This is a genomic window from Thiomicrorhabdus arctica DSM 13458 (assembly GCF_000381085.1).
GTDB classification, from domain to species: domain Bacteria; phylum Pseudomonadota; class Gammaproteobacteria; order Thiomicrospirales; family Thiomicrospiraceae; genus Thiomicrorhabdus; species Thiomicrorhabdus arctica.
In genome coordinates this window covers 614,222-636,060 of record NZ_KB905899.1, presented here as the reverse complement: position 1 = coordinate 636,060, position 21,839 = coordinate 614,222, and the positions used below count along the sequence as shown (strand labels likewise).

Genomic DNA, 21,839 nt, shown 5'->3' with positions numbered 1-21,839 from the left:
CGACTATTTTAAGCCATTTAAGTCTTTTTTGTCACTTGGTTCCAATATGATGGCATAACAATCAAGCACCAGTGGTTTTCTAAGGTTAGATTTGAGGTTTTTATTGGCCGCTAGTTTGATACTTCCATGTACATTCAGCAATATATTGTTCTTTACTGTTTTGTCACTATGCATTACTATTCAGGAATATTGGACTGTCACTTTCTTGTCACATGGCTTGTAAAGTTTGTCACATCAGTGAGTCATAGTTGTCACATTAAGTGTCACTTTAAATCCAACAAAAGATGTCACTTAGAATGGTTGTGACAACGTAAAAGGAAGTGCTATGGCAACAATAGTCGAAAGAAAAAATCTAGATGGCTCGTCCTCATATATGGCTAAGATTAGGATAAGCAAACAAGGTGTATTAGTTCATTCGGAAAGTAAAACCTTTTCAAAGGAGTCTGCTGCGAAGACTTGGGCAATGAAGCGTGAAAAAGAAATCAAAGAGGAGCAAGTGATTACTGCGCCTGATATGGAAGTTAATCGTAAAAAAGTTCCCTTAGATAGCTGTACCGCGAACCACTACAAACTTCCTAACGGATCAACTGAGCTACAACACCTTATTAGCCATCGTAATATGAATAGCCAAATTGGGGAAGTGTTCCGCGCTTGCTATCGTTACAGTATGCTATCAAACCGTGATATGCTGAAAGAGGCAAAGAAGATCAAGTTCTACGTGCAGGCTGAGATTGAGCGCTTAGAGAAGTTGATGTAAGCTCTCTAGAGGAGCTTACATCAACTTCTCTCCGTCAAACCGTATTAATACTAGAACACCACCTATGCTACGAGCAATTAAACTCAACGACTAAAGCAAATTAGTAAACAAAGTAGCCGATTAAAATCGGTTTTTATGTCTAAAATAAATGAATCAAACACCTCCCTCTTTTGACATTAATTATGCCTGAATTATGCAACTTACCGGGCTGTTAATGCTTATTTTGCAAACAATCTATACCCTGATAGTAAAGAGTAAGGCTGAAATAAATAGGCTTGCTACGGAAAAATAGCTAGAATAGCCCATCAAAAAACAAAATTTTAAATAACGTCATCACTCTAGATATGAACACTAAAGCACTATGAATCAAGCAAGAGAACTATTTTTACGCCTCTTTAAAACAGAGCGCTTAACACCGGAGCAACTGCACCGGTGCGAACTCGCCTGCGCGATTGCCCTTGAGGCGCAAAGCTTACCTGAGCTTACCGTGGTTCGCAGTGCCGATGTAGCGGAAATCCTAGCCAAGATAAATATGGATGTAGAGACCTTAATAGCAACCCTGGTGAGTGATGGAAATCTGGAGAACATTTATACCGATGAGATGATTGAAGAGCGTTTTGGTCGAGCGACAGCGGACTTGGTCTCTGGTATCCGTAAACTCAATCAGTTCAAAGAATTTGATATTGTGAGGCAATCGGATGACGTTCAGAATGAACGACTACGTCAAATGTTGCTCGCCATGACTTCTGATATTCGCATTATGATTGTCAAGCTTGCTTATCGCGTTGCCCGTTTACGCCACTTGAAGTTTGAAGAGGAACAGGTACGCCACCAAATTGCTGCAGAAACGCAGTTGATCTTTTCTCCGCTTGCTAACCGTTTAGGCATTGCCCAATTAAAGTGGGAGCTAGAAGACCTTTCCTTTCGATTCTTGCATCCAGTGGCCTATAAAGAAATTGCCTCTCAATTGAAAATGAAGCGTAATGAACGTGAAAATTACATTGAAAAAGTGCTGGAGACTTTGAATAATTTACTCAAGAAGCACGGTGTTAAGGCAAATATCTCAGGAAGACCCAAGCATATCTATAGCATTTGGAAGAAAATGCAGCGTAAAGAACTTCCTATTGAAGAGCTCTATGATTTAAGAGCCGTAAGGATTTATGTTGATTCAATTAAAGATTGTTATGAGGCGCTCGGAGCAATCCATAGTCAGTGGAGCTATGTCAAAAAAGAGTTTGATGACTATATTGCCTCCCCTAAAGATAATGGGTACCAATCAATACACACGGTTATTATTGGCCCGGAAGGTAGAACGGTTGAGATTCAAATTAGAACGCCTGAAATGCACTATAACTCTGAATATGGTGTTGCTGCGCATTGGCGCTATAAAGAAGGTGGAAAAAGCTTTGATGAAAAGCTAGAACGTAGCATTTCCAATGTTCGCCAACTGCTTGAAAATACTGATGATCCAGAGATATTTAAAGAGATCAGTACTGAACTTCAAAGTAGGCATATTTTTGTTATGACCCCTACTAATGACATCATTACCTTAGCGCAAGGTGCGACTCCTCTTGATTTCGCTTATAACATTCATACTGAATTAGGCCACCGTTGCCGAGGCGCGAAAATAAACGGACGTATTAAAACACTCAGCACCGCGTTAAAGACCGGTGATAAGGTTGAAGTATTAACCATTAAAAATGGGCATCCTAGCCGTAACTGGTTAAATCCAAACTTAGGTTATTTGACCAGTAGCAGTGCACGCAATAAGGTTAGAGCTTGGCTCAACAAACAGAACCGAACCGAAAACATTATTGCTGGTGAGTTAGTTTTTAACCGTGAAATCAAACGGTTACATGCCCATTCTATCAACGTATCTGAGGTTATTTCACGCTTTAAATATGACGACAGCGAACTATTTTATGAAGACATTGGTAAGGGACGGTTAAATGAACGCCAAATTGCCAATGCGCTACAGCGTTTTCTCAAACCTAAACAACAGTCTCATGGCGGCCAGAAATCTTTTGGCTTTAATGGTGATGAAGAGCATAACGTAACCAATGAGAGTGTTGCATATGTTGTTGGTGCCGTGCACCTTAAAACGAATTTAGCGCCCTGTTGTGAGCCACAACCTGGAGAGGATATTGTTGGTTATGTCACCAGAGGCCGTGGTATCACCATCCATAAAAGTGACTGTGCAAACATTCTCAATATGTCACATGAAGAGTTGCAACGCTTGATTGAAGTTTCTTGGAGCAAACAAAGTGCCGAATCTCCAATTTACGAAGCCGATTTACATATTGTTGCTTTTGACAGAAAAGGGTTATTACGTGATGTCATGGCCGTTTTAACTGAACTAGATATTAATGTAATTTCTTCGCAGACCAAAACAGAGAGTGAAGAACGCTCAGTGGAAATGGATTTAACACTGGAGCTCGACCTAAAAATAAAATTAGGCGATTTGCTAGATCAGTTAGAAAGAATTCAAAATATTGAGTCCGTCTCTATTGAGACTGTATAGAGTAGAGACTTGAGTAACCCACACTTTTTAAGTATCTAAATCCTAAAGCATCTTTATCATCAGCTTAACTAGGCTGGATGAAAAGGAACTTTCATTTTGCAATGGACATAAAAAAACCCGCAACAAGAAAACTTGTTGCGGGTTTTAGAATGTGGCGTCCCGTAGGGGAGTCGAACCCCTGTTACCGCCGTGAAAGGGCGGTGTCCTAGGCCACTAGACGAACAGGACGTTTTGGTAGCACTTTCTTGGTCATTTTGACTCTATTTCGGCATTGGTTGTCGGTCACATACTTTCGAATGCGCCCTACTTCCGACTTGAACTAGAAACAAATAAGACTAAGCTAGCTGCTAAAATTCAGCTTATCTCTAAGCTGGATTTTAGCTTGCTGATGTGTAAAACGGGTTGAATAAACAACTCGTTTTACTGTGTTTGTATCTCAACAAACAGTCGATTGAAAGTCAACGTACGGCCTAGTGTACTCTTTTCAACCCACTTAAATATGGAGCGGGAAACGAGGATCGAACTCGCGACCCCAACCTTGGCAAGGTTGTGCTCTACCGCTGAGCTATTCCCGCAAATTGTGGCGTCCCGTAGGGGAGTCGAACCCCTGTTACCGCCGTGAAAGGGCGGTGTCCTAGGCCACTAGACGAACAGGACACACATAATGTGATTTTAAATTTATGTAAACATATCTTAAAAATCAATAGTTGTATCAGCTACTTAGCAACCCGGCCTAGAGGGTCTTCGCTGAGACTACAGTTATCAAACTTGGTGGAGCTAAGCGGGATCGAACCGCTGACCTCAACACTGCCAGTGTTGCGCTCTCCCAGCTGAGCTATAGCCCCTCGAGCTGATGTGGCGTATTATATAGAGTTGGCTCTTATCGTCAAGCCTTAATTTACAAAAAGAAGTGACTTTTTTGTAAAACTTCCCAAAACATCGCTAAGCGATTGAATTTTACTTTAAGAGCATTCATAAAACCCCTGCTCACACCTAAAATAACCATTCAACCTTCTAGTCTTTCGAAAAAAAAGAATAAAAAAAGGAAGTCCATTAAAAAACTGGCTCCCTCTATTTTCCACTAAGAAGTTTGTCAAATATTAAGCTTTGACAAACTTTGGACGATTTTTCTTATTGCGCAGCTTTTCTTGTTTGAATATAGTCTAAGGCTAGGTTGATACGGGCAATACAACGTGGTTTACCAATTAATTCAGCCGTGGCGTCAATCGCAGGAGATTGCCCTCCACCCGTTACTGCAACACGCAATGGCATCCCTACCTTTCCCATTCCCAACTCAAGCGTTTCTGCTGTTGCATCAATTGCGGCATGAATTGATTCTGTTTTCCAGTCCGTGAGGCCTTCAAATTTCTCCAAAAGCATTCTCAGTGCTTCTTCCGTTACAGGACGAAGATGTTTTTTTGCGGCTCCTGCTTCAAAGACTTCAAAGTCCTGATAGAAATATACTGCCCCAGCGGCCATCTCAATTAAGGTTTTAGCGCGATCTCTTAATAAATGAGTTACGTCAACTAACTCAGGACCCTGTGATAAATCACAACCCAGCTGAGCTATAAAAGGTGCTACATAACGTGCAAGATGCTCTGGACTGGCAACTTTAATATGTTGTTCATTCACCCAGGTTAGTTTGGTGTGGTCAAAAGTAGAAGGCGAGCTATTGACATTATTCAAGTCAAAATACTCAATCATCTCGTCTATAGTAAAAATTTCTTGATCGCCATGTGACCAGCCCAATCGAACTAGATAGTTCAATAATGCCTCGGGCAGAAAGCCCTCTTCTTTATACTGCAAGACGCTGACAGCACCATGACGTTTTGATAATCGACTGCCATCTTCTCCTAACACCATTGGAATATGCGCAAATACTGGGACCTCTGCTCCAATCGCTTTATAAAGGTTAATTTGGCGTGGCGTATTATTTAGGTGGTCGTCTCCACGAATGACTTGAGTCATTCCCATATCCCAATCATCGACAACGACCGTTAAATTATAGGTTGGCGTACCATCAGAACGGGCAAGGACCAAATCATCCAATTCTTTATTAGCAACGGTCACTTGCCCTTTTACCAAGTCATCAATCACGACAACACCGTCAATCGGGTTTTTAAAACGGACCACCGGGTTAACACCTGCCGGTGGTTCACCCGTAAAATCACGGTAACGACCATCATAACGAGGTTTTTCGCCTGCGGCTTTTTGTGCTTCACGCATGATATCCAACTCTTCTGGTGTCGCGTAGCAGTAATAGGCCAAATTCTTTTTGAATAGATCTTGAATGACTTCGTTATAACGTTCAAAACGATGCGTCTGATAAATAGGTCCTTGGTCGTAATCTAAACCTAGCCAACTCATGCCTTCAAGAATGGCATTGACAGACTCTTCAGTTGAACGTTCTAAATCGGTGTCTTCAATACGTAACGTGAACTCCCCACCTAGTTTTTTGGCATGTAACCAAGAATAAAGTGCGGTTCTAACACCACCAATATGGAGATAGCCCGTTGGGCTAGGAGCAAAGCGAGTACGAATCACAGGGAACACCATTTAATTAATAAGTAGGATAAAGGCCGTATTATAAACGGTGTCGTGGTTTTTTAGGTGAATTTTACTGAAGATTAACAGGATGAATCAACCACTTTTTGCAAACTTTGCTTGATTAAGCAAGCCGTCAATAAAACGGTTAATATCAAAACCAAGATAAAGATGGGCACACGGCCAGTCCAGCAGTAATGCGCTGTTTATTGCACCGCCATATTGAGCGTTAATCCATAATCGGCCATACTCAGCATGCTTTATAAAACATCCCTACCTGATTTTACGCGTGCCTTTATCCCTATCATGATGGGTCTACACCTTCCCATTAGGCATAATTACAATCGCGAGCTCTAGCAGAGTCTATTTCAGAAAAACAGTCTTGTTATTTGTAATGATTACCTCTCACTTCAAAGCCCTTTAAGCTGGTATTTTTCAGTGCTAACCCCTGTATAATCAAGTCAAAAGTATTCTGTGTTTAAAGAGCAAACACACTATAATTCAACCACTCCAATAGACAAATTAGGTGACCATGACTCTTTCTCCGCCAGAAAATCAAAATCATGCGATTCAATACAGCATTACGCCCATCGATCCCAAGGGACACTTATTTGAAGTCACTTTGACTATTGAGGCGCCACTTCAGCCTTTGCAACAAGTCCGTCTACCTAACTGGATTCCAGGTAGTTATTTGATTAGGGACTTTTCAAAACACCTGATTGATGTAAAGGCCATGAATGCCAAAAAAGAGCAAATCGAGCTGTTTTTAATTGAAAAGTCCACATGGCAGTTTGCGAGTAATGGCAAGCCTGTCACCATTCGTTATCAAGTCTATGCTTGGGATCTATCTGTAAGAGGAGCACATTTTGATGAAAGTCATGCCTTCTTTAATGGCACCTCAGTTTTTTTAGCCGTCGATGGACAACGACAAAAATCGTGTTCATTAGAGTTGCTTGGCACGGCATTCACTAAAGCCAGCCACTGGAAAATAGCCACAGGGTTACCCTCTCAGAATGTTAACAAATTCGGTTTTGGAACTTACTCTGCGCCGAACTACGATTCGTTAATAGACCACCCTTTTGAATTGGGCACCTACACTGAAATTGATTTTAAAGCTTGTGGCGTCCCACATAAAGTCGTACTAACTGGACTTTTTGACTTGGACGAAGATCGCCTCAAGACTGATCTTATTAAGATATGCGAATATGAAATCAAACTATTCGGTGAACCTGCACCGATGGAAAGTTACCTTTTTCAAGTCATGGTGACCGGCAGTGATTATGGTGGTCTAGAGCATCGAAATTCAACCGCTTTGATGTGCAGTCGTGATGACCTACCCTATAAAGGTATGAAAAAGGCAACAGATGGTTATCTGCAGTTTTTGGAGTTATGCAGCCATGAGTATTTTCATACTTGGAACGTTAAACGAATTCAACCTGAAATTTACCAAAAAGCAGATTTAAGTGAACCCGTTTACACCAATCAATTATGGTGGTTTGAAGGCATTACCTCTTACTATGATGGCTTAATCTTAAAACGTGCAGGGCTCATCGATAATGAGACCTACCTAAATGTGTTAGGCAAACAAATGACACGTGTCTACCGCATGCCTGGGCGTTTTCTACAGTCAGTGGCTGAATCGAGTCTATTAACTTGGACGAAATTCTACCAGCAGGATGAAAATGCGCCAAATGCGATCATCAGTTACTACACCAAAGGCAGCCTGATTGCTTTAGGTTTAGACTTAACGATTCGTCAACAGACCCAAGGACAGAAGTCACTGGATGATGTTCTACTGCATTTATGGCAACACTTTGGTAAAACGGCTATTGGTTTGCAAGAAGGTCAAATTGAAGCACTCTGTTCGGAGGTTTCAGGAGTGGACTTGACAGACTTCTTCGACCGTTACTTACACGGCACAGAAGATCTGCCCTTTGAGACCTTATTTAAAGGTGTCGGTATTGAATTTAATTTACGCCAACCTACCTCATTAACAGATTTTGGCGGACGTATTCCTCCTGAAGATGATTCTGTCGAGCTACAATTCGGTGCAAATGTATCTGATACCATACAAAAAACGGTGAAAATAACCCATGTTTGGCATGACCGACCTGCACACCAAGCCGGTTTGTCAGCAGGTGATGAGTTAATCTCCATTAATGGCGTTAAAGTAAGCTCTCAATCACAGCTTCAACAACGTCTGAAACGAAGCCAAGCAAAAGAGCCTTGGAAGTGCCATTTCTTTAGAAGAGACGAGTTAAGAAGCTGTCTTGTGCATTTAACGTCTGCGACAGCAGATCGTGTCACCCTTATGGAAATGCCAAGCAACCCTACGAACAGTACTAAATGGTTAACGTAACATGAATTCAAATAAGACAATAACAGCCTCAAGTCATCAAGAACCACGACAAGATTTAATCGACAGGATTCAAACGCTTGAAATGAACCAGGCCTTTCAAGAAGATAGCTTGGAGGCCATGGAAAAAACCATTATGCAACAACATATGGAGATTCAAAATCTTCAAAACAAAATGACGCTGCTATCTGATTATCTCAAAGCGTTAAGACAAGAGGCTGGACAAGGTGGCATCAAAAGTCCTGAAGATGAAGTTCCGCCTCCGCATTATTAAAGACTGCCAAACTAAAGATGCAGTTTAGAAGGCTATTAGCATGCCGATTAAGGACTTTATCTTTGTTAAAAGAACTTACTTATTGATGGAGTCAATACCATGAAAAAAATCGTACTCCTTATCGTTTTACTGTTGGCTTGGCGGCACTTCTATTATATTCCCGATGCCCCTAAAATGGGACCGGGAGCTTTTGCGAGTGGCTCGCCTTCTCAAGAGAATATTTCAATTGATCCTTTTAGGTTTAATGGTTACACACTGACCCCCCGTGCAAGTTTCGATGTCATCGCAAAAGTCATTTCAGTTGAACGCTATTATTTTGATTACGAAGCCAGGGTTTCACCTGTTGATTTTGTGTTGGGATGGGGGCCTATGTCAGATGAAAGTATCCTAGAACAGATTGACATTTCACAAGATGGCCGTTGGTATAAATGGACGTCGGACAGTATGCCGATTACCAAAGAAGAGATCATGCAGAACAGCAGTAATATGCATATGATCCCTGAAAACGATGCCATTGCAGAAGCGTTAAAAAGAGTTCGAAATGGCGATTTAGTCTCTATATCTGGAATATTAGTGGATGTTAAGAGTGGGAGCAGCTGGAAGTGGAAGACATCCACAAGCCGTTCAGACACGGGATCTACTGGTGAGATCGTCTTTATTAAGTCGATAAAGAGGATCGATCCAGTTTACTAGACGGGATTTTAGAAATGAATGGTTGTTGAAAATGACCAGGCCTGGTCAAATTGCTTTTAAAGTCGAGTGCAAAGCCTGGTTTAAATATCGTTAGCATTCAAAAAAGGCTAAAAAACGAGCGTTTAAATGTGATAAAGAGGGCTCAAGAGAACCTTAGCGTCTTTTTTTGAACGTGCCATCACTAAGATCATGAATTGTTTTTTGTTTACGGTTTAGCTGTTTATTGATCGCCGATGCTTGTCTTACTGTTGTACGCACACTACCTTGGTTGTAACGCATATCTGGGCGCGCCTCTTCAGGCATATCAACCGACTTTAAAAGCTGATTAATTTGCTTCCAACTAAGCTCTTCTGTTTTACCCTTACGCAAGCTTTTTGGGATGGTGAAAGTGCCGTAACGAACACGGTGAAGACGACTGACAGGATGGCCTTGAGATTCCCATAAACGACGAACTTCACGGTACCGACCTTGCTTTAAAGTGACACGATACCAGTTATTTTGACCTTCATCCTGAGTTTGCATTTTGTGAATATGCGTGAATTTAGCCACTAGACCTGGTTCTAATTCCACACCTTTCATCATTAATTTTATGGTCTCTTCTTTGACCTCACCAAATACGCGTACCGTATACTCACGTTCCAACTCATAGGATGGGTGCATCATACGATTGGCTAATTCACCGTTATTGGTCAGAATAAGCAGTCCACTGGTGTTCAAATCCAAACGTCCAATACTTATCCAACGCCCATTAAAAATACGTGGCAGTTGTGTATAGATGGTTTCTCTACCTTTATCGTCTTCACGACTGCATACACGACCTTCTGGTTTGTTATAGAGGATGACTTGAGTCGGTTGTTTTTCTAAACGAGACTCTTTGATCAATTGATCTTTCACTTGAATACGATCGTTTGTAGCATCCGCTCGATCACCTAATTTAGCAACACGTCCGTTCACTTTCACCGAACCTTCTTCAATCAAAGGTTCTACGGAGCGTCGAGAACCAAAGCCAGCTCGAGCTAAGATTTTCTGTAGCTTCTCGCCTGGTTGTGGAGTTGGTTTTGCAGTACGCTTTTCGGTTTGCTCGGGAGTTGTCATGTGCTTCTCTTTTAGGGTAGGTAACGATGTCACATCGTGATTAATTAAATGTTAAATGCCGACTAACGCAAAGATAGCCGTTTTAAAAAAAGTATAAGGACCAATTAATAGCGGGCTTAACATGCCCATTATCATCAAACCGACAAGGATAATAAAACCAAATGATTCAATGCGATTATATTGCCAAGCCAATTTTTTAGGGAGAAAAGCCGATACAACGCGGCTGCCATCCAGCGGAGGGATTGGCAGCAGGTTCAAGACCAAGAGAATCAGATTAATACTGACACCCGCGATACCGGTATAAACCATAAACTGGCCTACATCAGGCGTGCTGACTTGAAGCATCAGGCCAATTTTGGCAATCACAGCCCAGGCAATCGCCATGATCAAGTTTGCTGTTGGGCCCGCGACAGCAACCCATGCCATATCACGACTTGGATTTTTAAAGTTACGAGTATCGACCGGTACCGCTTTCGCCCAACCAAATACAAAACCACCCATCACCAGTAAAGCAACCGGCACTACAATTGTACCAAGAGGATCAATGTGTTTGATTGGGTTTAATGTTAAGCGTCCTAGCATACGGGCTGTTTGATCACCAAATTTTGAGGCCGCCCAACCATGTGCGACTTCATGCAAAGTAATCGCAAAAATAACCGGCATTGCCCAAACCGCGATCTTCTGGATTAAGGTTAATTCATCAAATCCCATCATGTTAAAAACTCTCCCTGACCTTGGCGAACCAATACTGGTTCGTCTTCGGTAAAATCAATTATGGTAGTGGGCTCAAAACCACTAAACCCACCATCTAAGACGGCGTCTAAAGTATGCGCTAATGCCTCCTGAATAGACCAACCATCCGTCATAGGGTGCTCATCGCCGGGTAGAATCAACGAAGCGGTAATTAGAGGTTTGTCAAAATAAGCCAACAAGGCATTAGTGACTATATTTGAAGTTACACGCAATCCAATGGTCTTTCGTTTCGGCGTTTGCAAGCGTTTCGGAACTTCTTTACTGGCAGGCAAAATAAAGGTATACGGGCCGGGAAGATGGCTTTTCAGATAACGAAATTGGACATTTCCAACCGTCGCATAGGCAGATAAATTACTTAAATCACGACACATGAGTGTCAACTCATGTTGTTCATCTAAGCGGCGGATTTCCCGAATGACATCAATCCCTTTTTTACTATCCAATAGACAGCCTAATGCATACCCCGACTCGGTAGGATAGGCGATAACGCCACCTTGATTAAGAATGTCCACGACTTGCTTTAATAAACGATCTTGTGGATTTTCTGCATGTACGCTGATGTAAAAACAATTTTTGGGTAAAATTTTTGCCACGGATATTCCTAAATGTCTTTACTGTATTCAACAGGTAATCATTGATACGAAAAATCACACCAAACGAATAACCATTAATTAATATGTGATTAGCCTGTCAATTTAGATTTTAAATGTAACTTCTAATATTTGGGAATTATACCTGGTTTATTAGACATAATTTCAGAGTTTACAAGTGGTTAACTGGCCGCCATGACTAAGCTTAATGGAAGTATTCATTTCTGCTTTTCAAGTCCTTTGATTGGCGTTTTAAATAACGCCCAAATAGGAGTGGTTTTTTCAGGTAACGGGGCTAACCATCCTAATCCACGCCATGTGTGCTCTGGTCGATGAAAGTCCGATCCTAGAGAGGCGTACAAACCATGTGCATTTGCTCTATCCGCCATCCCAATAATGTCGGAAGAAGGTCGTGATTGATTCACGACTTCAATCCCCTGACCTCCCGCCAATTTAAAATCAGCAATCAGCATATTCAGCTTTCGACTGGTAAACTTATAGACTTTTGGATGTGCTATGACGGCAACACCGCCTGCAGCGGTAATCCAACCGACAACGGCTTCGAGGGCTGGCCAGTCACTATTAACGTAGCCGACACGACCTCTTTTAAGGTATTTATCAAAAGCTTGTGGAGTATTGCTGACCAAACCTTCTTCGATAAATAATTGGGCAAAATGACTTCGACCCACAATACCAGGACCGACTCGTTGTCTAATTTTGTCACCGAGATTGGTTAAATTAAAGTTAGGACGCTGATTGAGTTTATCGATCATTTGATTGGCCCTATCCCAACGCATAGCACGAATTTCAGCAAGACCCGCTTGGAAAACCTTGTGCTTTACATCAAAATCCAAACCAACGATATGAATTGTCTGACCTCGCCAACTACAGGAAGCCTCAACGCCTGCAATTAGTTGCACCCCTTGTTGTTTGGCATACTCTAATGCTGACTCGTATCCTGCCGTTGTATCATGATCCGTGATTGAAAGACACTCAACATTGTACTGCACGGCTAAATCAATGATTTCTGAAGGTGTTAATGCACCATCTGATGCCGTGGTATGGCAGTGGAAATCTACTTTCATGTTTTATTTATGTATCCATTGCTTTTAATCGAGTGTAAACCCATATAGAATCGTATAAATTACCATAAAAAACCAATTATAAGAATCCTAATGAAATTACTATTTGACCTATTTCCTGTCGTACTCTTTTTTATCGCCTACAAAATGTATGATATCTACACCGCCACGGCGGTTATCATCGTGGCTTCAATTACTCAAGTACTTTATTTTTATATTAAAAATAAACGTGTTGAGAAAATGCATATTATCACCTTAGTTCTGATTCTCGTGTTGGGTGGCCTGACACTTTACTTACAAGACGAAGATTTTATTAAGTGGAAACCAACGATTGTCAACTGGGGCTTTGCCTTAGCGTTCCTGGGCAGTCACTATATTGGTAAAAAACCTATTATTCAACGCATGATGGACCAGATGATTCAATTGCCTGAGCTAGTTTGGGGACGTTTGAGTTGGTTATGGATTGCCTTCTTTATTCTTTCGGGAGCGACCAATCTATATGTCGCCTTTAATTTTGAAACGGATACCTGGGTGAATTTCAAACTGTTTGGTTTAATGGGTATGACCTTGGTCTTTATTATCATTCAAGGAATTTACATCAATAAGTATATGCAAGAGTCCGATTCCGAAGCGGAAGGCGAATTACTTTTAGACGGCAATGACATGGACATTGTTGATAACATAAAAGTACAACCTCCCGTTACTCCGGACACTAAAGAGTCAAAAGAGCTTTAAAAGAAAAGGAAAAACATAATGTTATATTCAATTTTTGCTTATGATGTACCTAACAGTCTTTCTTTAAGAGATAAAGTGCGCCCTGAACATGTGGCGCGTTTAAAAGAACTTAATGAAAGTCACCGTTTAATTTTAGCGGGGCCTAATCCAGTGACGGATAGCACGGCTCCTGGGGACGCTGGTTTTAGCGGTAGCTTGATTGTCGCTGAGTTTAAGTCTCTTGAATGTGCGCAACAATGGGCTGCAGCTGATCCGTACGTGAAAGCCGGTGTTTATGAAAGAGTTGAAGTCAAACCTTTTAAACAAGTTTTACCTATTCCCGTGAATCAATTTTAATCGTATAGCGCTCTTCAAGAAGGCCTAAATCATGTCCAATATTGCTTATTTAATCCCGAAACGTAATCAAAAAATGCAACTTCAAACGGCCGATCCGTTAGAAATGGTCAATGCCGAGTTCGTGGAAATACCTATACTAGGTTGGACCTCAGCCGGTGAGCCTATCCAGATTGAGATGGATTATGACACGATTTCTGTCCCCTCTTGCATGGTTAAAAAAGAGACCTTTGCTTTACGCGTTAAGGGTAATTCGATGATTGACGAAAATATTGAAGATGGTGATATCGTTATTATTGAACGCCGTTCTTCCGCTGAGAATGGTGAGTCTGTTGTGGTACGAATCAATAATGAAGAGGTCACCATGAAAAAACTCTACATTGAAAAAACGGGAGTTCGTCTCCAACCTGCAAATCCCGATATGCAACCAATCATTCTAAACAATGCCGATATTGAAATCCTAGGAATTGTAACGGGTATTTTAAGACAACCTTAATGAAAGCTTAGCGCTTTTTAGTCAGCGTTAGCAACCTTACGATAATCACTCGGATTTTAAACACGCTATGTTAACCAATCAACCACTTCAACTCTTCATCACCGGTGGGACTCTTGATAAGCAATACCAAGAGACTACGGGGGATCTCGTCTTCCCCATGACGCATCTACCTCAACTGTTACAAGAGGCCCATAGTACCCTAGATATTAAGACGCAACTCTTAATGCAAAAAGACAGTCTAGAAATGACAGATTTGGATAGAAAGCTTATCAGCCAAGCTTGTTCAGATTCAGAATACCAAAACATCGTCATCACTCACGGCACGGATACCATGGTCGAAACCGCACGACTATTATTAACGCAGCTTACAGATGAACATTTAGCGGTAAAAACCATCGTTTTAACCGGTGCGATGCGCCCTTTCATGTTACAACACTCAGATGCGAGCTTTAATATGGGTGCCTCCCTAATGGCGGCGCAGCTCGCACCTGCTGGCGTTTATATCTGTATGAACGGCCAACTCTTCAATGCCGCAGAGGTTAAAAAAGATAGGCTGCAAGGTATATTTACACCCCTATAGTTGGAATGTATTCATAGTCCGCTAGCACCAATCGACAGTTTTTAAGGCCAATCGTTCGACCCCCTCTTTTTTTCAACCAGGAATTCAATGGCTGTCATATTTGCATATATTTTTGTTGTACTGATCTGGACAACAACCCCTTTGGCTATTGTCTGGAGTGGAGAAACCGATTGGTTTTTTGCGGTAGCTGCCCGTACATTATTAGGTGCCTTGATCATTCTGCCCTTGTTGTGGTGGCAAAAATCAAAACAAGTTTCTTTTAGATTGGATTTTGATGCAATCAAAATTTATGCGATGGCTGCCCTACCAATTTTTGGTGGTATGACGTTAATGTACTGGTCAGCTCAATACCTACCTTCTGGCTGGATTGCGATTATCTTCGCTATGACGCCTGTTATGACGGGAGTGATGGCCCATTATTTATTGCCAGACAAAAAGTTAACACTCCGTAAAATCAGCGCCATAGGCTTAAGCCTATTTGGATTATGGATTATTTTTGCCCCGAACTTAGAATCTAAGTTAGTTGGACTGCAACTTATCGCAATCTTGGTCGCTTTAATATCGGTCACGCTCCACTCGTTAGGTTCAGTGTTAGTCAAGCGCTGTGGCACAAACTTACCTGCCCTACATCTCGTAATTGGTGCTTTATGGATGACGGTCATTGGACATCTGATTATAGACCCTACAGCACTATTCAATTGGCCCGAACTACAGGCACGCGAAAGTGCGGCCATACTTTATGCCGCTAGCGTAGGTTCGGTGATTGGGTTTTTGCTGTATTTTTACTTGCTTCGCCATGTCGATGCGATGAAAGTCGCCTTAATTCCAGTGATAACACCTGTATTCGCGTTACTGATTGGACATTATTTAAATAATGAAATTCTTACCCTAAGCCTTTGGTTTGGAACAGGAATCGTTATTTTAGGTTTAGTTTTATTTGAATGGCGATTTAAAACTGGAAAAGAGATCTAAATAAAAAATGACCAGGCCTGGTCATTCTGATACAGGTAATAAGTTTGTCGTGAAAGGCTGCATTAAAACTTATCAATGCGCCTTACTCTACCACTCTAAAGCTTTCAAATACTTAAACAACTCTTTAGCTGACTTAGAAGGTTTCCCCTGCTCTTGCTCCTTTTGTGAATTGCGAATCCATTGACGCAACTGCTGCCTATCTGCATTATGATAATGTGTCATAAACTCACTCAAGACATCATCATCACCATCAATCATGCGATCTCGCCACTGCTCTAACTTATGAAAGTGTGCATTTTGCTGTTTGATTTTACCTTCTGCTTCAGCTAACTTTTCCTTAATCAGTATCAGCAAGGGTTCATCCTGACGCAACATTTTACCGATGAAAAGCTTTTGGCGTTTTAAAGCCGGACCTTGTCCCATTGATTTATAAAGAAAAATGGCTTCAGTGAATTTTTCAGGAAACTGAAATTTCTTAATTTCATTATCCGTCAATGCGGCAACTCTATCGCCCAAATCAGTCACGGCTTGTGCTGCATTTTTTATTTGAGTGCGGCTATCAAACTCTTCTTGTTCCCAGTCACGTACTTCATGCTCTTTTTTAACTCTATTTACATTACGAGGTCTAACCATTTGTCACTCCCGACATTTCAATCCATTCATGTTCTGATAGTACCGGAATCCCTAAAGATTCGGCTTTAGTAAGTTTAGAACCCGCTTTCTCACCGGCAATGACATAATCTGTTTTAGCTGAAACACTGCCCGTCACCTTAGCGCCGAGTCCTTCTAACAAAAGCTTGGCTTCTTCTCTTGAAATCTGCATTAAGCTACCCGTCAACACCACTACTTTGCCAGCAAAAGGCGAGTCAACCGTCTTCTTTTGGGCTTGTGGTGTAGGCCAATAAATTCCAGCCATCTTCAAACCGTTGATAACCTCCTGGTTATGAGGTTGCTGAAAAAAGGTCACTATGTTTTCAGCCACAATTTCCCCTACATCCGAAACCTCTAATAAAGCATCTTTATCGGCTATTAGGATATTGTCCAGGGTTACAAAGTGATTAGCAAGGTGTTTGGCCGTTACTTCACCTACTTCTGGGATGCCTAATGCATAAATAAAGCGTGCTAAGGTCGTTTCTTTTGCTGCCTTAATCGCGCTTATTACCTTTAAAGCGGACTTTTCAGCCATTCGATCAAGCCCTAACAAACTTTCAATCGTCAGCGAAAATAGATCATCGGGATGGCGAACCAAATTTAAATCAGCCAATTGATTGATCAACTTATCGCCCAAACCTTGTATATCGAATGCTTTACGAGAGACAAAGTGCTGTAAAGCACGTTTGCGTTGCGCAGGACAAAATAGACCTCCAGTACAGCGGTACACGGCTTTATCATGTTCTTTAATAACAGCTGAATCACATACAGGACAACGGTTTGGCATACTGAATAGGCGGACAGAATCTTCGCGTTCGCTTAAGACGGGACCCACGACTTCAGGAATCACATCACCCGCTCGTCGCACAATGACCGTATCACCGATACGAACATCTTTGCGCGCGATCTCATCCAGGTTATGTAACGTCGCATTGGCAACCATCACTCCCCCCACACTTACTGGCTGTAAGCGCGCCACAGGTGTTAAAGCACCGGTACGTCCCACCTGAATTTCGACATCAAGCAGCTTTGTCCACACTTCTTCTGCTGGAAATTTTCTGGCTATCGCCCAACGGGGTGCTTTAGCGGTAAAGCCAAGTTTGCTATGAAATGCTAAAACATCCACTTTATAGACAATACCATCAATTTCGTAAGGTAAATCTTTGCGTTTAACTTGTAATTGATCATAATAATCGGCCATTCCACTAGCGCCATAAACCACTTTCGCGTCTGGATTAGTCGGTAATCCCCAAGTTTTAAATTGTTCAATCGTCTGATGATACTGAGCAGGTAAAGACCAATCTCCACTGATCTCCCCCCAACCATAGAGATATAAACTTAATTGTCTTTGCGAAGCTATTCTCGGGTCCAGTTGTCGTAGCGTGCCGGCCGCCGCATTACGTGGATTTGCAAACGGTTTTTCACCCTTCTGAAGACTGATCTCATTAAGCTGCTTAAATACGGTTTTAGACATAAAAATTTCACCACGGACCTCTAAGATGGAAGGCCAACCCACTCCTAGTAGCTCCAAAGGTATTGAACGAATGGTGCGTACATTATGAGTAACGTCTTCGCCAACGGAACCATCACCACGCGTAACCGCTTGTACCAATCTACCGGATTCATAACGAATATTAATCGCTAAACCATCCATTTTAGGTTCTGCTGCATAGGCCACTAAGGAGTCTTGTCTAATAATCTCGGCAGCAAGTTTATCGTTCACTTTGCGTTCAAAATCCACTAAACCTTCTTGATTAAACGCATTTTCAAGTGAAAACATCGGTACTGCATGCTTGACCGTTTTAAAGTGTCCGGAAGGTTGGCCCCCAACACGCTGTGAAGGCGAGTCCGAGGTAATGTATTCTGGATGCGCCTTTTCAATTTGGAGCAACCGTTGATACAGCAGATCATATTGTGCATCACTGATTTCAGGCTTATCTAAAACATAATAGGCATTATCATGCCTTGCTAATATTTTCTTCAAGTCTTGGAGGGTCTTTTGAATGGATTCAATCGGCATGATTTAGGGGCTTTTTGCAATGTTTTACGGAAAGGCAGTAACAGTTTAATCGGTTTAAAATGCAGTCTAGGTATTCAAACAGTATATCAGAATCACTAAAGAGGCTCTGACTCATAAGCTACCGCAGTATCTCGCATTGCCTGCAGATCCGACTCTTTCATAATTTGACGTTCCATATTATAAAGTCTGCCTTCTAAACGTTGAGAAACCTTACGTGCCATCATAATCAAGTCATGCATAGCCGCTGGTGCTCGAACAGTCGAAGGCAATTCAAGGATCATAGCAATTCCTGGAGTAGCATAATCTTCATGGCCTTCTTTGGGAAAATAGCCTGGTTCCAACAGATTGGCAACTTTAATGATCTCATTCCCCATATTATCCTGCTTTACATAAATGCCTTGGTCTGAAAAAATCAAACCGACACCCAATAAAGCGTGATTCAACTGAGGCATGGAAAACTCCTGCACTGTGCTCATCACTAATATGGCATAGACTTCGTACTCTTGCTTCTCACCAGAAGCGACCCCTGGGGACTTACCTAACTCTTCGATAGGCACACCAAAGGTTGGTTTTTCATATTCTGGCGCCGCATAATGGAAATCCGCCGAATTCATGCCGGGGTCTTCAACGACTAGGCGGTGGTGTTTGCCACCCTTTTCATTTGTACCTAATAGGGAAATGTCAGAATCAACGACGTCTTGTATCTTGCTCAGTTCCTCTGGCGATACCATAGGTTTGACATCGTTCCCTTGCGCGACACTTTTAGTCGGTTCTGCGGCATCTGTTTCAGAAATATGCGCTGTTGTCACATGAGGTGTATGCGCTGGTAGATCAAAGTCTTCACCGAAAGAGAGCATGACTTGACCATGGTTATACTCTTTTTGCTGCTCTTCTTCTAAATCCTCAGCTCTCGTCAAACGCGCATGGGTCAATTTAGAAACGGGGATGTGAGCATTTCCAAGTTCATTCAGTGCTTTCGAGGCTTGAACTTGTTGTTGCGGATCTGAATCTGATTGGGCCGTTGATGTTGTTTTTTTCTTAGAACCTGTTGAACGACCTCGGCTTAGAAAATACAACCCGGCAATAACAACGACAGCAAACACAAGTAAAACTTGTTGTAACTCATTCATCTATAATCGCTCCGAAACATGAAAGGATTAAGTATTTATTTTTAAATACATAGAATCAACCTTCATAGTAAAAGGGTTAAAAAAAACATTATCAGATTGTACCTTTTATGCAAAGGCTATTTCCAGTCAATTCATGTTTAAATAGCATTGTTTTTTGGAAAATAACATACCGATTATTCTATAATTGTGATTTGAATTTCCCTGCAGCACCTACCTTTACATTAACTTTATTGAGCCATGAGACAAATGTCTGTAGAAAACTCAGAAAACAGTCCACATCGCACATTGAACAGACCCAACAAGGGTTTAGAGATGATTCCAAAATCAAAGATTGTATTGGGGATTGATGTCGGTACATCAGGTTTAAGGGGCTGCATCGTTAAACAGGAATCTTCCTACGACGATCGTAAGATAGGCCCTACTGAACAACGTCAAGAGAAAGAATTAATATTATACAGTGCATCAGTCACGCTGGAATCGCCCATTAAGAATGAGCTCAATAAAAGTTCAACACAAAACCCTAAACTATGGATCGATGGAATCAATCAACTACTCTGTAAACTCTCTGAAGGGTTTGATTTAAGCCGTATTACAAACCTGATACTGGATGCCACCTCTTCAACGGTATTGCTCTGTAACCAACAGGGAGAACCTTTGACCGAAGCGTTAATGTATAACGACCTACAAGCCGTTGAAGAAGCAAAACAAATTAGTCAAACTCCAGGATACAACCCAAAAAGTGGTGCTAATGGTACTTCAAGCAGCTTGGCGAAGGTTCTTGTGTTACTCAAAAGGCTAAAGCTAAATAAAGAAATCGTCATTCAGAGCCGTTCGAACACGACCATTCCGCATGATCCGCCAATCTATATCTGCCATCAAATTGACTACCTCAACTGTTTTTTGAGCGGCCAAATAAATACAACGGATGAAAACAACGCTCTTAAAATCGGTTATGACTCCATTAACCAGGCCTGGCCAGATTGGGTTAAGAAGCTTTTACATTCTCAGAATAACCAGTTAACACTCCCCGAGGTTGTTAAGCCAGGTACAAATTTAGGGCGTTTAAACGCCAAGATTACAGCGCGTTATGGTTTTTCAGAATCAACCTCCTTGCACGCCGGCACCACCGATAGTATTGCTGGATTTTTAGCTTCTGGTGCCGATCAAATTGGGGATGTCGTGATCTCATTAGGTTCAACATTAGCCATTAAAGTGATTTCAGACGTGCCTATTTTTTCAAGTGAATTTGGCATCTACAGTCATCGGCTGAAAAACAATTGGTTAGTGGGTGGAGCCTCTAATTCGGGTGGTGCAATATTAACGGAACAATATTCAATGAGGCAAATGGCGGCCTTAATAAAAGCGATTCAATCGTCTGGATTGATCTTATCGGAAACCGAACAAATGGCCTATTACCCCCTGACCAAAGTTGGAGAACGATTTCCTATTGCAGATTCAAATTTGCAACCTAAAATGCCCTTAAAACCGACCCAAAAACTGAATCTTCAAGCACCTTCGATTGAGCATCAACGCTATTTCTTGGGTTTGATTCACGGACTTATTCACGTTGAACAACTGGCTTATGAAAAGCTTAATGCTCTGGGTTGTCATTTGAAATGTGTTTATGCGGTAGGTGGCGGCGTACAGAATAAGCTCTGGATGTCACTCAGAGCAGAACGTTTACAAAATAACCATTATTCAACTTTAAAGCTGAGTTATCCAATGTCCTGGGAAGCGGCTTTTGGCGTCACTCGACTGATTGAAAGAGATCGCTCTAACTATCCGTAACGTATCCCCGAATTTAAAATAATTCATCGTAAAATAAACTATAGCAGAGGCCGTCATGACCCATTACAATACAACTATTGAACTCATTGAGCAACTAAATCGAGGTCCAGTAGACTTTAATACAACTATGCAAACCATTGAAAATGAATACATTTTTCATCCATGTGAATTCAAGAATGGTCAAATAATCAATACAGAGAATACCAACAATGGATCCTGTAAAATATTTGCTTTTGGTCAATTGAATGGTTTATCACCACAAGCGACATTGAATGCGTTTGGGCGTTTTTATACAGAAGATGTTTTAAAACACCCTGACCACAAAGATCATCTGAATATTCGTAATTTTATGGAGTTTGGCTGGGAAGGTATTCATTTTGAAAACACGGCGCTTACATTAAAATAATATTGAAAAAACCTTAAAAAAATCCCGTAAACGAACCAGGCCTGGTTCGTTTACGGGATTTTT

The 21,839-nt window shown here is 41.5% G+C and carries 20 protein-coding genes and 4 tRNA genes; 12 read left to right on the top strand and 12 right to left on the bottom strand.

All coding sequences use genetic code 11. The features are described 5' to 3' along the window. Positions 1 to 325: 325 nt before the first annotated feature. Both F612_RS12875 and F612_RS0102930 read left to right on the top strand, forming a co-directional pair. The gene (locus F612_RS12875) at positions 326 to 757 is read left to right on the top strand and encodes a hypothetical protein (RefSeq protein ID WP_019556255.1); all 432 of its coding nucleotides are present in this window, start codon (positions 326 to 328) and stop codon (positions 755 to 757) included. Between the two features lie 361 nt (positions 758 to 1,118). Continuing rightward, a complete protein-coding gene (locus F612_RS0102930) occupies positions 1,119 to 3,278 on the top strand; it encodes a RelA/SpoT family protein (RefSeq protein WP_019556254.1) in 2,160 nt (719 codons plus the stop codon). A gap of 152 nt (positions 3,279 to 3,430) precedes the next feature. On the opposite strand, the gene F612_RS0102925 is transcribed toward F612_RS0102930, so the two are convergent. The 5 genes from F612_RS0102925 to gltX all read right to left on the bottom strand — a co-directional run bounded on the left by F612_RS0102925 (position 3,431) and on the right by gltX (position 5,822). Further along, a tRNA-Glu gene (locus F612_RS0102925) sits at positions 3,431 to 3,506 on the bottom strand. Positions 3,507 to 3,778: 272 nt separating this feature from the next. Beyond that, positions 3,779 to 3,853, bottom strand: a tRNA-Gly gene (locus F612_RS0102920). 6 nt (positions 3,854 to 3,859) lie between these two features. Continuing rightward, positions 3,860 to 3,935, bottom strand: a tRNA-Glu gene (locus tag F612_RS0102915). A 112-nt stretch (positions 3,936 to 4,047) separates the two neighbouring features. Beyond that, positions 4,048 to 4,123 (bottom strand) — tRNA-Ala (locus tag F612_RS0102910). A 286-nt stretch (positions 4,124 to 4,409) separates the two neighbouring features. Beyond that, the gene (gene gltX, locus F612_RS0102905) at positions 4,410 to 5,822 is read right to left on the bottom strand and encodes a glutamate--tRNA ligase (protein WP_019556253.1); all 1,413 of its coding nucleotides are present in this window, start codon (positions 5,820 to 5,822) and stop codon (positions 4,410 to 4,412) included. 532 nt (positions 5,823 to 6,354) lie between these two features. Between gltX and F612_RS0102900 the strand changes: the two genes are divergently transcribed. The 3 genes from F612_RS0102900 (at position 6,355) to F612_RS0102890 (ending at position 9,145) form a co-directional block, all read left to right on the top strand. Continuing rightward, complete coding sequence (locus F612_RS0102900; protein ID WP_019556252.1) at positions 6,355 to 8,181, top strand: M61 family metallopeptidase; 1,827 nt, start codon at positions 6,355 to 6,357, stop codon at positions 8,179 to 8,181. Position 8,182: 1 nt separating this feature from the next. Beyond that, a complete protein-coding gene (locus tag F612_RS0102895) occupies positions 8,183 to 8,452 on the top strand; it encodes a SlyX family protein (RefSeq protein ID WP_019556251.1) in 270 nt (89 codons plus the stop codon). Positions 8,453 to 8,551: 99 nt separating this feature from the next. Continuing rightward, on the top strand, positions 8,552 to 9,145 hold the full coding sequence (locus F612_RS0102890; protein ID WP_019556250.1) for a hypothetical protein: 594 nt from the start codon (positions 8,552 to 8,554) through the stop codon (positions 9,143 to 9,145). Between the two features lie 153 nt (positions 9,146 to 9,298). Here the strand turns inward: F612_RS0102890 and F612_RS12095 are convergent, their stop codons facing one another. From F612_RS12095 to F612_RS0102870, 4 genes are all read right to left on the bottom strand, one after another. Further along, on the bottom strand, positions 9,299 to 10,240 hold the full coding sequence (locus tag F612_RS12095; RefSeq protein WP_019556249.1) for a pseudouridine synthase: 942 nt from the start codon (positions 10,238 to 10,240) through the stop codon (positions 9,299 to 9,301). A 51-nt stretch (positions 10,241 to 10,291) separates the two neighbouring features. Continuing rightward, positions 10,292 to 10,954: a site-2 protease family protein gene (locus F612_RS0102880; RefSeq protein ID WP_019556248.1), complete on the bottom strand. Its 663-nt coding sequence runs from the start codon at positions 10,952 to 10,954 to the stop codon at positions 10,292 to 10,294. Then, entirely contained in the window at positions 10,951 to 11,586 is a 636-nt protein-coding gene (locus F612_RS0102875) for an L-threonylcarbamoyladenylate synthase (RefSeq protein WP_019556247.1), read from the bottom strand. The genes F612_RS0102880 and F612_RS0102875 overlap by 4 nt, the downstream gene beginning before the upstream one ends. Positions 11,587 to 11,801: 215 nt before the next feature. Beyond that, on the bottom strand, positions 11,802 to 12,668 hold the full coding sequence (locus F612_RS0102870; protein WP_019556246.1) for a PHP domain-containing protein: 867 nt from the start codon (positions 12,666 to 12,668) through the stop codon (positions 11,802 to 11,804). 90 nt (positions 12,669 to 12,758) lie between these two features. On the opposite strand from F612_RS0102870, the gene F612_RS0102865 reads away from it, so the two are divergent. The 5 genes from F612_RS0102865 to F612_RS0102845 all read left to right on the top strand — a co-directional run bounded on the left by F612_RS0102865 (position 12,759) and on the right by F612_RS0102845 (position 15,781). Further along, positions 12,759 to 13,400 carry a septation protein A gene (locus F612_RS0102865; protein WP_019556245.1) on the top strand — a complete coding sequence of 214 codons (642 nt, stop codon included), beginning with the start codon at positions 12,759 to 12,761 and terminating at the stop codon, positions 13,398 to 13,400. An 18-nt stretch (positions 13,401 to 13,418) separates the two neighbouring features. Beyond that, complete coding sequence (locus tag F612_RS0102860; protein ID WP_019556244.1) at positions 13,419 to 13,736, top strand: YciI family protein; 318 nt, start codon at positions 13,419 to 13,421, stop codon at positions 13,734 to 13,736. A 31-nt stretch (positions 13,737 to 13,767) separates the two neighbouring features. After that, positions 13,768 to 14,229 (top strand): transcriptional repressor LexA, encoded by a 462-nt coding sequence (gene lexA / locus F612_RS0102855; protein ID WP_019556243.1) that lies wholly within the window; start codon positions 13,768 to 13,770, stop codon positions 14,227 to 14,229. A gap of 67 nt (positions 14,230 to 14,296) precedes the next feature. Then, the gene (locus F612_RS0102850; protein WP_019556242.1) at positions 14,297 to 14,809 is read left to right on the top strand and encodes an asparaginase domain-containing protein; all 513 of its coding nucleotides are present in this window, start codon (positions 14,297 to 14,299) and stop codon (positions 14,807 to 14,809) included. Between the two features lie 87 nt (positions 14,810 to 14,896). Then, positions 14,897 to 15,781: a DMT family transporter gene (locus tag F612_RS0102845; protein ID WP_019556241.1), complete on the top strand. Its 885-nt coding sequence runs from the start codon at positions 14,897 to 14,899 to the stop codon at positions 15,779 to 15,781. An 87-nt stretch (positions 15,782 to 15,868) separates the two neighbouring features. Here the strand turns inward: F612_RS0102845 and yjgA are convergent, their stop codons facing one another. From yjgA to F612_RS12870, 3 genes are all read right to left on the bottom strand, one after another. Continuing rightward, entirely contained in the window at positions 15,869 to 16,414 is a 546-nt protein-coding gene (yjgA, locus tag F612_RS0102840) for a ribosome biogenesis factor YjgA (protein WP_019556240.1), read from the bottom strand. After that, positions 16,407 to 18,452: an NAD-dependent DNA ligase LigA gene (gene ligA / locus F612_RS0102835; protein ID WP_019556239.1), complete on the bottom strand. Its 2,046-nt coding sequence runs from the start codon at positions 18,450 to 18,452 to the stop codon at positions 16,407 to 16,409. The genes yjgA and ligA overlap by 8 nt, the downstream gene beginning before the upstream one ends. A gap of 95 nt (positions 18,453 to 18,547) precedes the next feature. Then, positions 18,548 to 19,582 (bottom strand): cell division protein ZipA C-terminal FtsZ-binding domain-containing protein, encoded by a 1,035-nt coding sequence (locus tag F612_RS12870; protein WP_019556238.1) that lies wholly within the window; start codon positions 19,580 to 19,582, stop codon positions 18,548 to 18,550. Between the two features lie 246 nt (positions 19,583 to 19,828). On the opposite strand from F612_RS12870, the gene F612_RS12080 reads away from it, so the two are divergent. Together F612_RS12080 and F612_RS0102820 are read left to right on the top strand one after the other, a co-directional pair. Then, a complete protein-coding gene (locus tag F612_RS12080) occupies positions 19,829 to 21,370 on the top strand; it encodes an FGGY-family carbohydrate kinase (RefSeq protein ID WP_157760447.1) in 1,542 nt (513 codons plus the stop codon). A 55-nt stretch (positions 21,371 to 21,425) separates the two neighbouring features. Beyond that, positions 21,426 to 21,776, top strand: a complete 351-nt coding sequence (locus F612_RS0102820; protein WP_019556236.1) for a HopJ type III effector protein — start codon at positions 21,426 to 21,428, stop codon at positions 21,774 to 21,776. The last annotated feature ends 63 nt before the right edge of the window (positions 21,777 to 21,839 follow it).

What these genes read in the sequence shown, in the direction of transcription:
- F612_RS0102850 (WP_019556242.1), top strand. Translation starts at nt 14,297, where the DNA reads ATGTTAACCAATCAACCACTTCAACTCTTCATCACCGGTGGGACTCTT.
- F612_RS0102845 (WP_019556241.1), top strand. Translation starts at nt 14,897, where the DNA reads ATGGCTGTCATATTTGCATATATTTTTGTTGTACTGATCTGGACAACA.
- F612_RS12080 (WP_157760447.1), top strand. Translation starts at nt 19,829, where the DNA reads ATGTCTGTAGAAAACTCAGAAAACAGTCCACATCGCACATTGAACAGA.
- F612_RS0102900 (WP_019556252.1), top strand. Translation starts at nt 6,355, where the DNA reads ATGACTCTTTCTCCGCCAGAAAATCAAAATCATGCGATTCAATACAGC.
- F612_RS12095 (WP_019556249.1), bottom strand. Translation starts at nt 10,240, where the DNA reads ATGACAACTCCCGAGCAAACCGAAAAGCGTACTGCAAAACCAACTCCA.
- F612_RS12875 (WP_019556255.1), top strand. Translation starts at nt 326, where the DNA reads ATGGCAACAATAGTCGAAAGAAAAAATCTAGATGGCTCGTCCTCATAT.
- F612_RS0102880 (WP_019556248.1), bottom strand. Translation starts at nt 10,954, where the DNA reads ATGATGGGATTTGATGAATTAACCTTAATCCAGAAGATCGCGGTTTGG.
- F612_RS0102890 (WP_019556250.1), top strand. Translation starts at nt 8,552, where the DNA reads ATGAAAAAAATCGTACTCCTTATCGTTTTACTGTTGGCTTGGCGGCAC.
- F612_RS12870 (WP_019556238.1), bottom strand. Translation starts at nt 19,582, where the DNA reads ATGAATGAGTTACAACAAGTTTTACTTGTGTTTGCTGTCGTTGTTATT.
- F612_RS0102870 (WP_019556246.1), bottom strand. Translation starts at nt 12,668, where the DNA reads ATGAAAGTAGATTTCCACTGCCATACCACGGCATCAGATGGTGCATTA.
- F612_RS0102865 (WP_019556245.1), top strand. Translation starts at nt 12,759, where the DNA reads ATGAAATTACTATTTGACCTATTTCCTGTCGTACTCTTTTTTATCGCC.
- F612_RS0102930 (WP_019556254.1), top strand. Translation starts at nt 1,119, where the DNA reads ATGAATCAAGCAAGAGAACTATTTTTACGCCTCTTTAAAACAGAGCGC.
- lexA (WP_019556243.1), top strand. Translation starts at nt 13,768, where the DNA reads ATGTCCAATATTGCTTATTTAATCCCGAAACGTAATCAAAAAATGCAA.
- yjgA (WP_019556240.1), bottom strand. Translation starts at nt 16,414, where the DNA reads ATGGTTAGACCTCGTAATGTAAATAGAGTTAAAAAAGAGCATGAAGTA.
- F612_RS0102860 (WP_019556244.1), top strand. Translation starts at nt 13,419, where the DNA reads ATGTTATATTCAATTTTTGCTTATGATGTACCTAACAGTCTTTCTTTA.
- F612_RS0102895 (WP_019556251.1), top strand. Translation starts at nt 8,183, where the DNA reads ATGAATTCAAATAAGACAATAACAGCCTCAAGTCATCAAGAACCACGA.
- F612_RS0102820 (WP_019556236.1), top strand. Translation starts at nt 21,426, where the DNA reads ATGACCCATTACAATACAACTATTGAACTCATTGAGCAACTAAATCGA.
- ligA (WP_019556239.1), bottom strand. Translation starts at nt 18,452, where the DNA reads ATGCCGATTGAATCCATTCAAAAGACCCTCCAAGACTTGAAGAAAATA.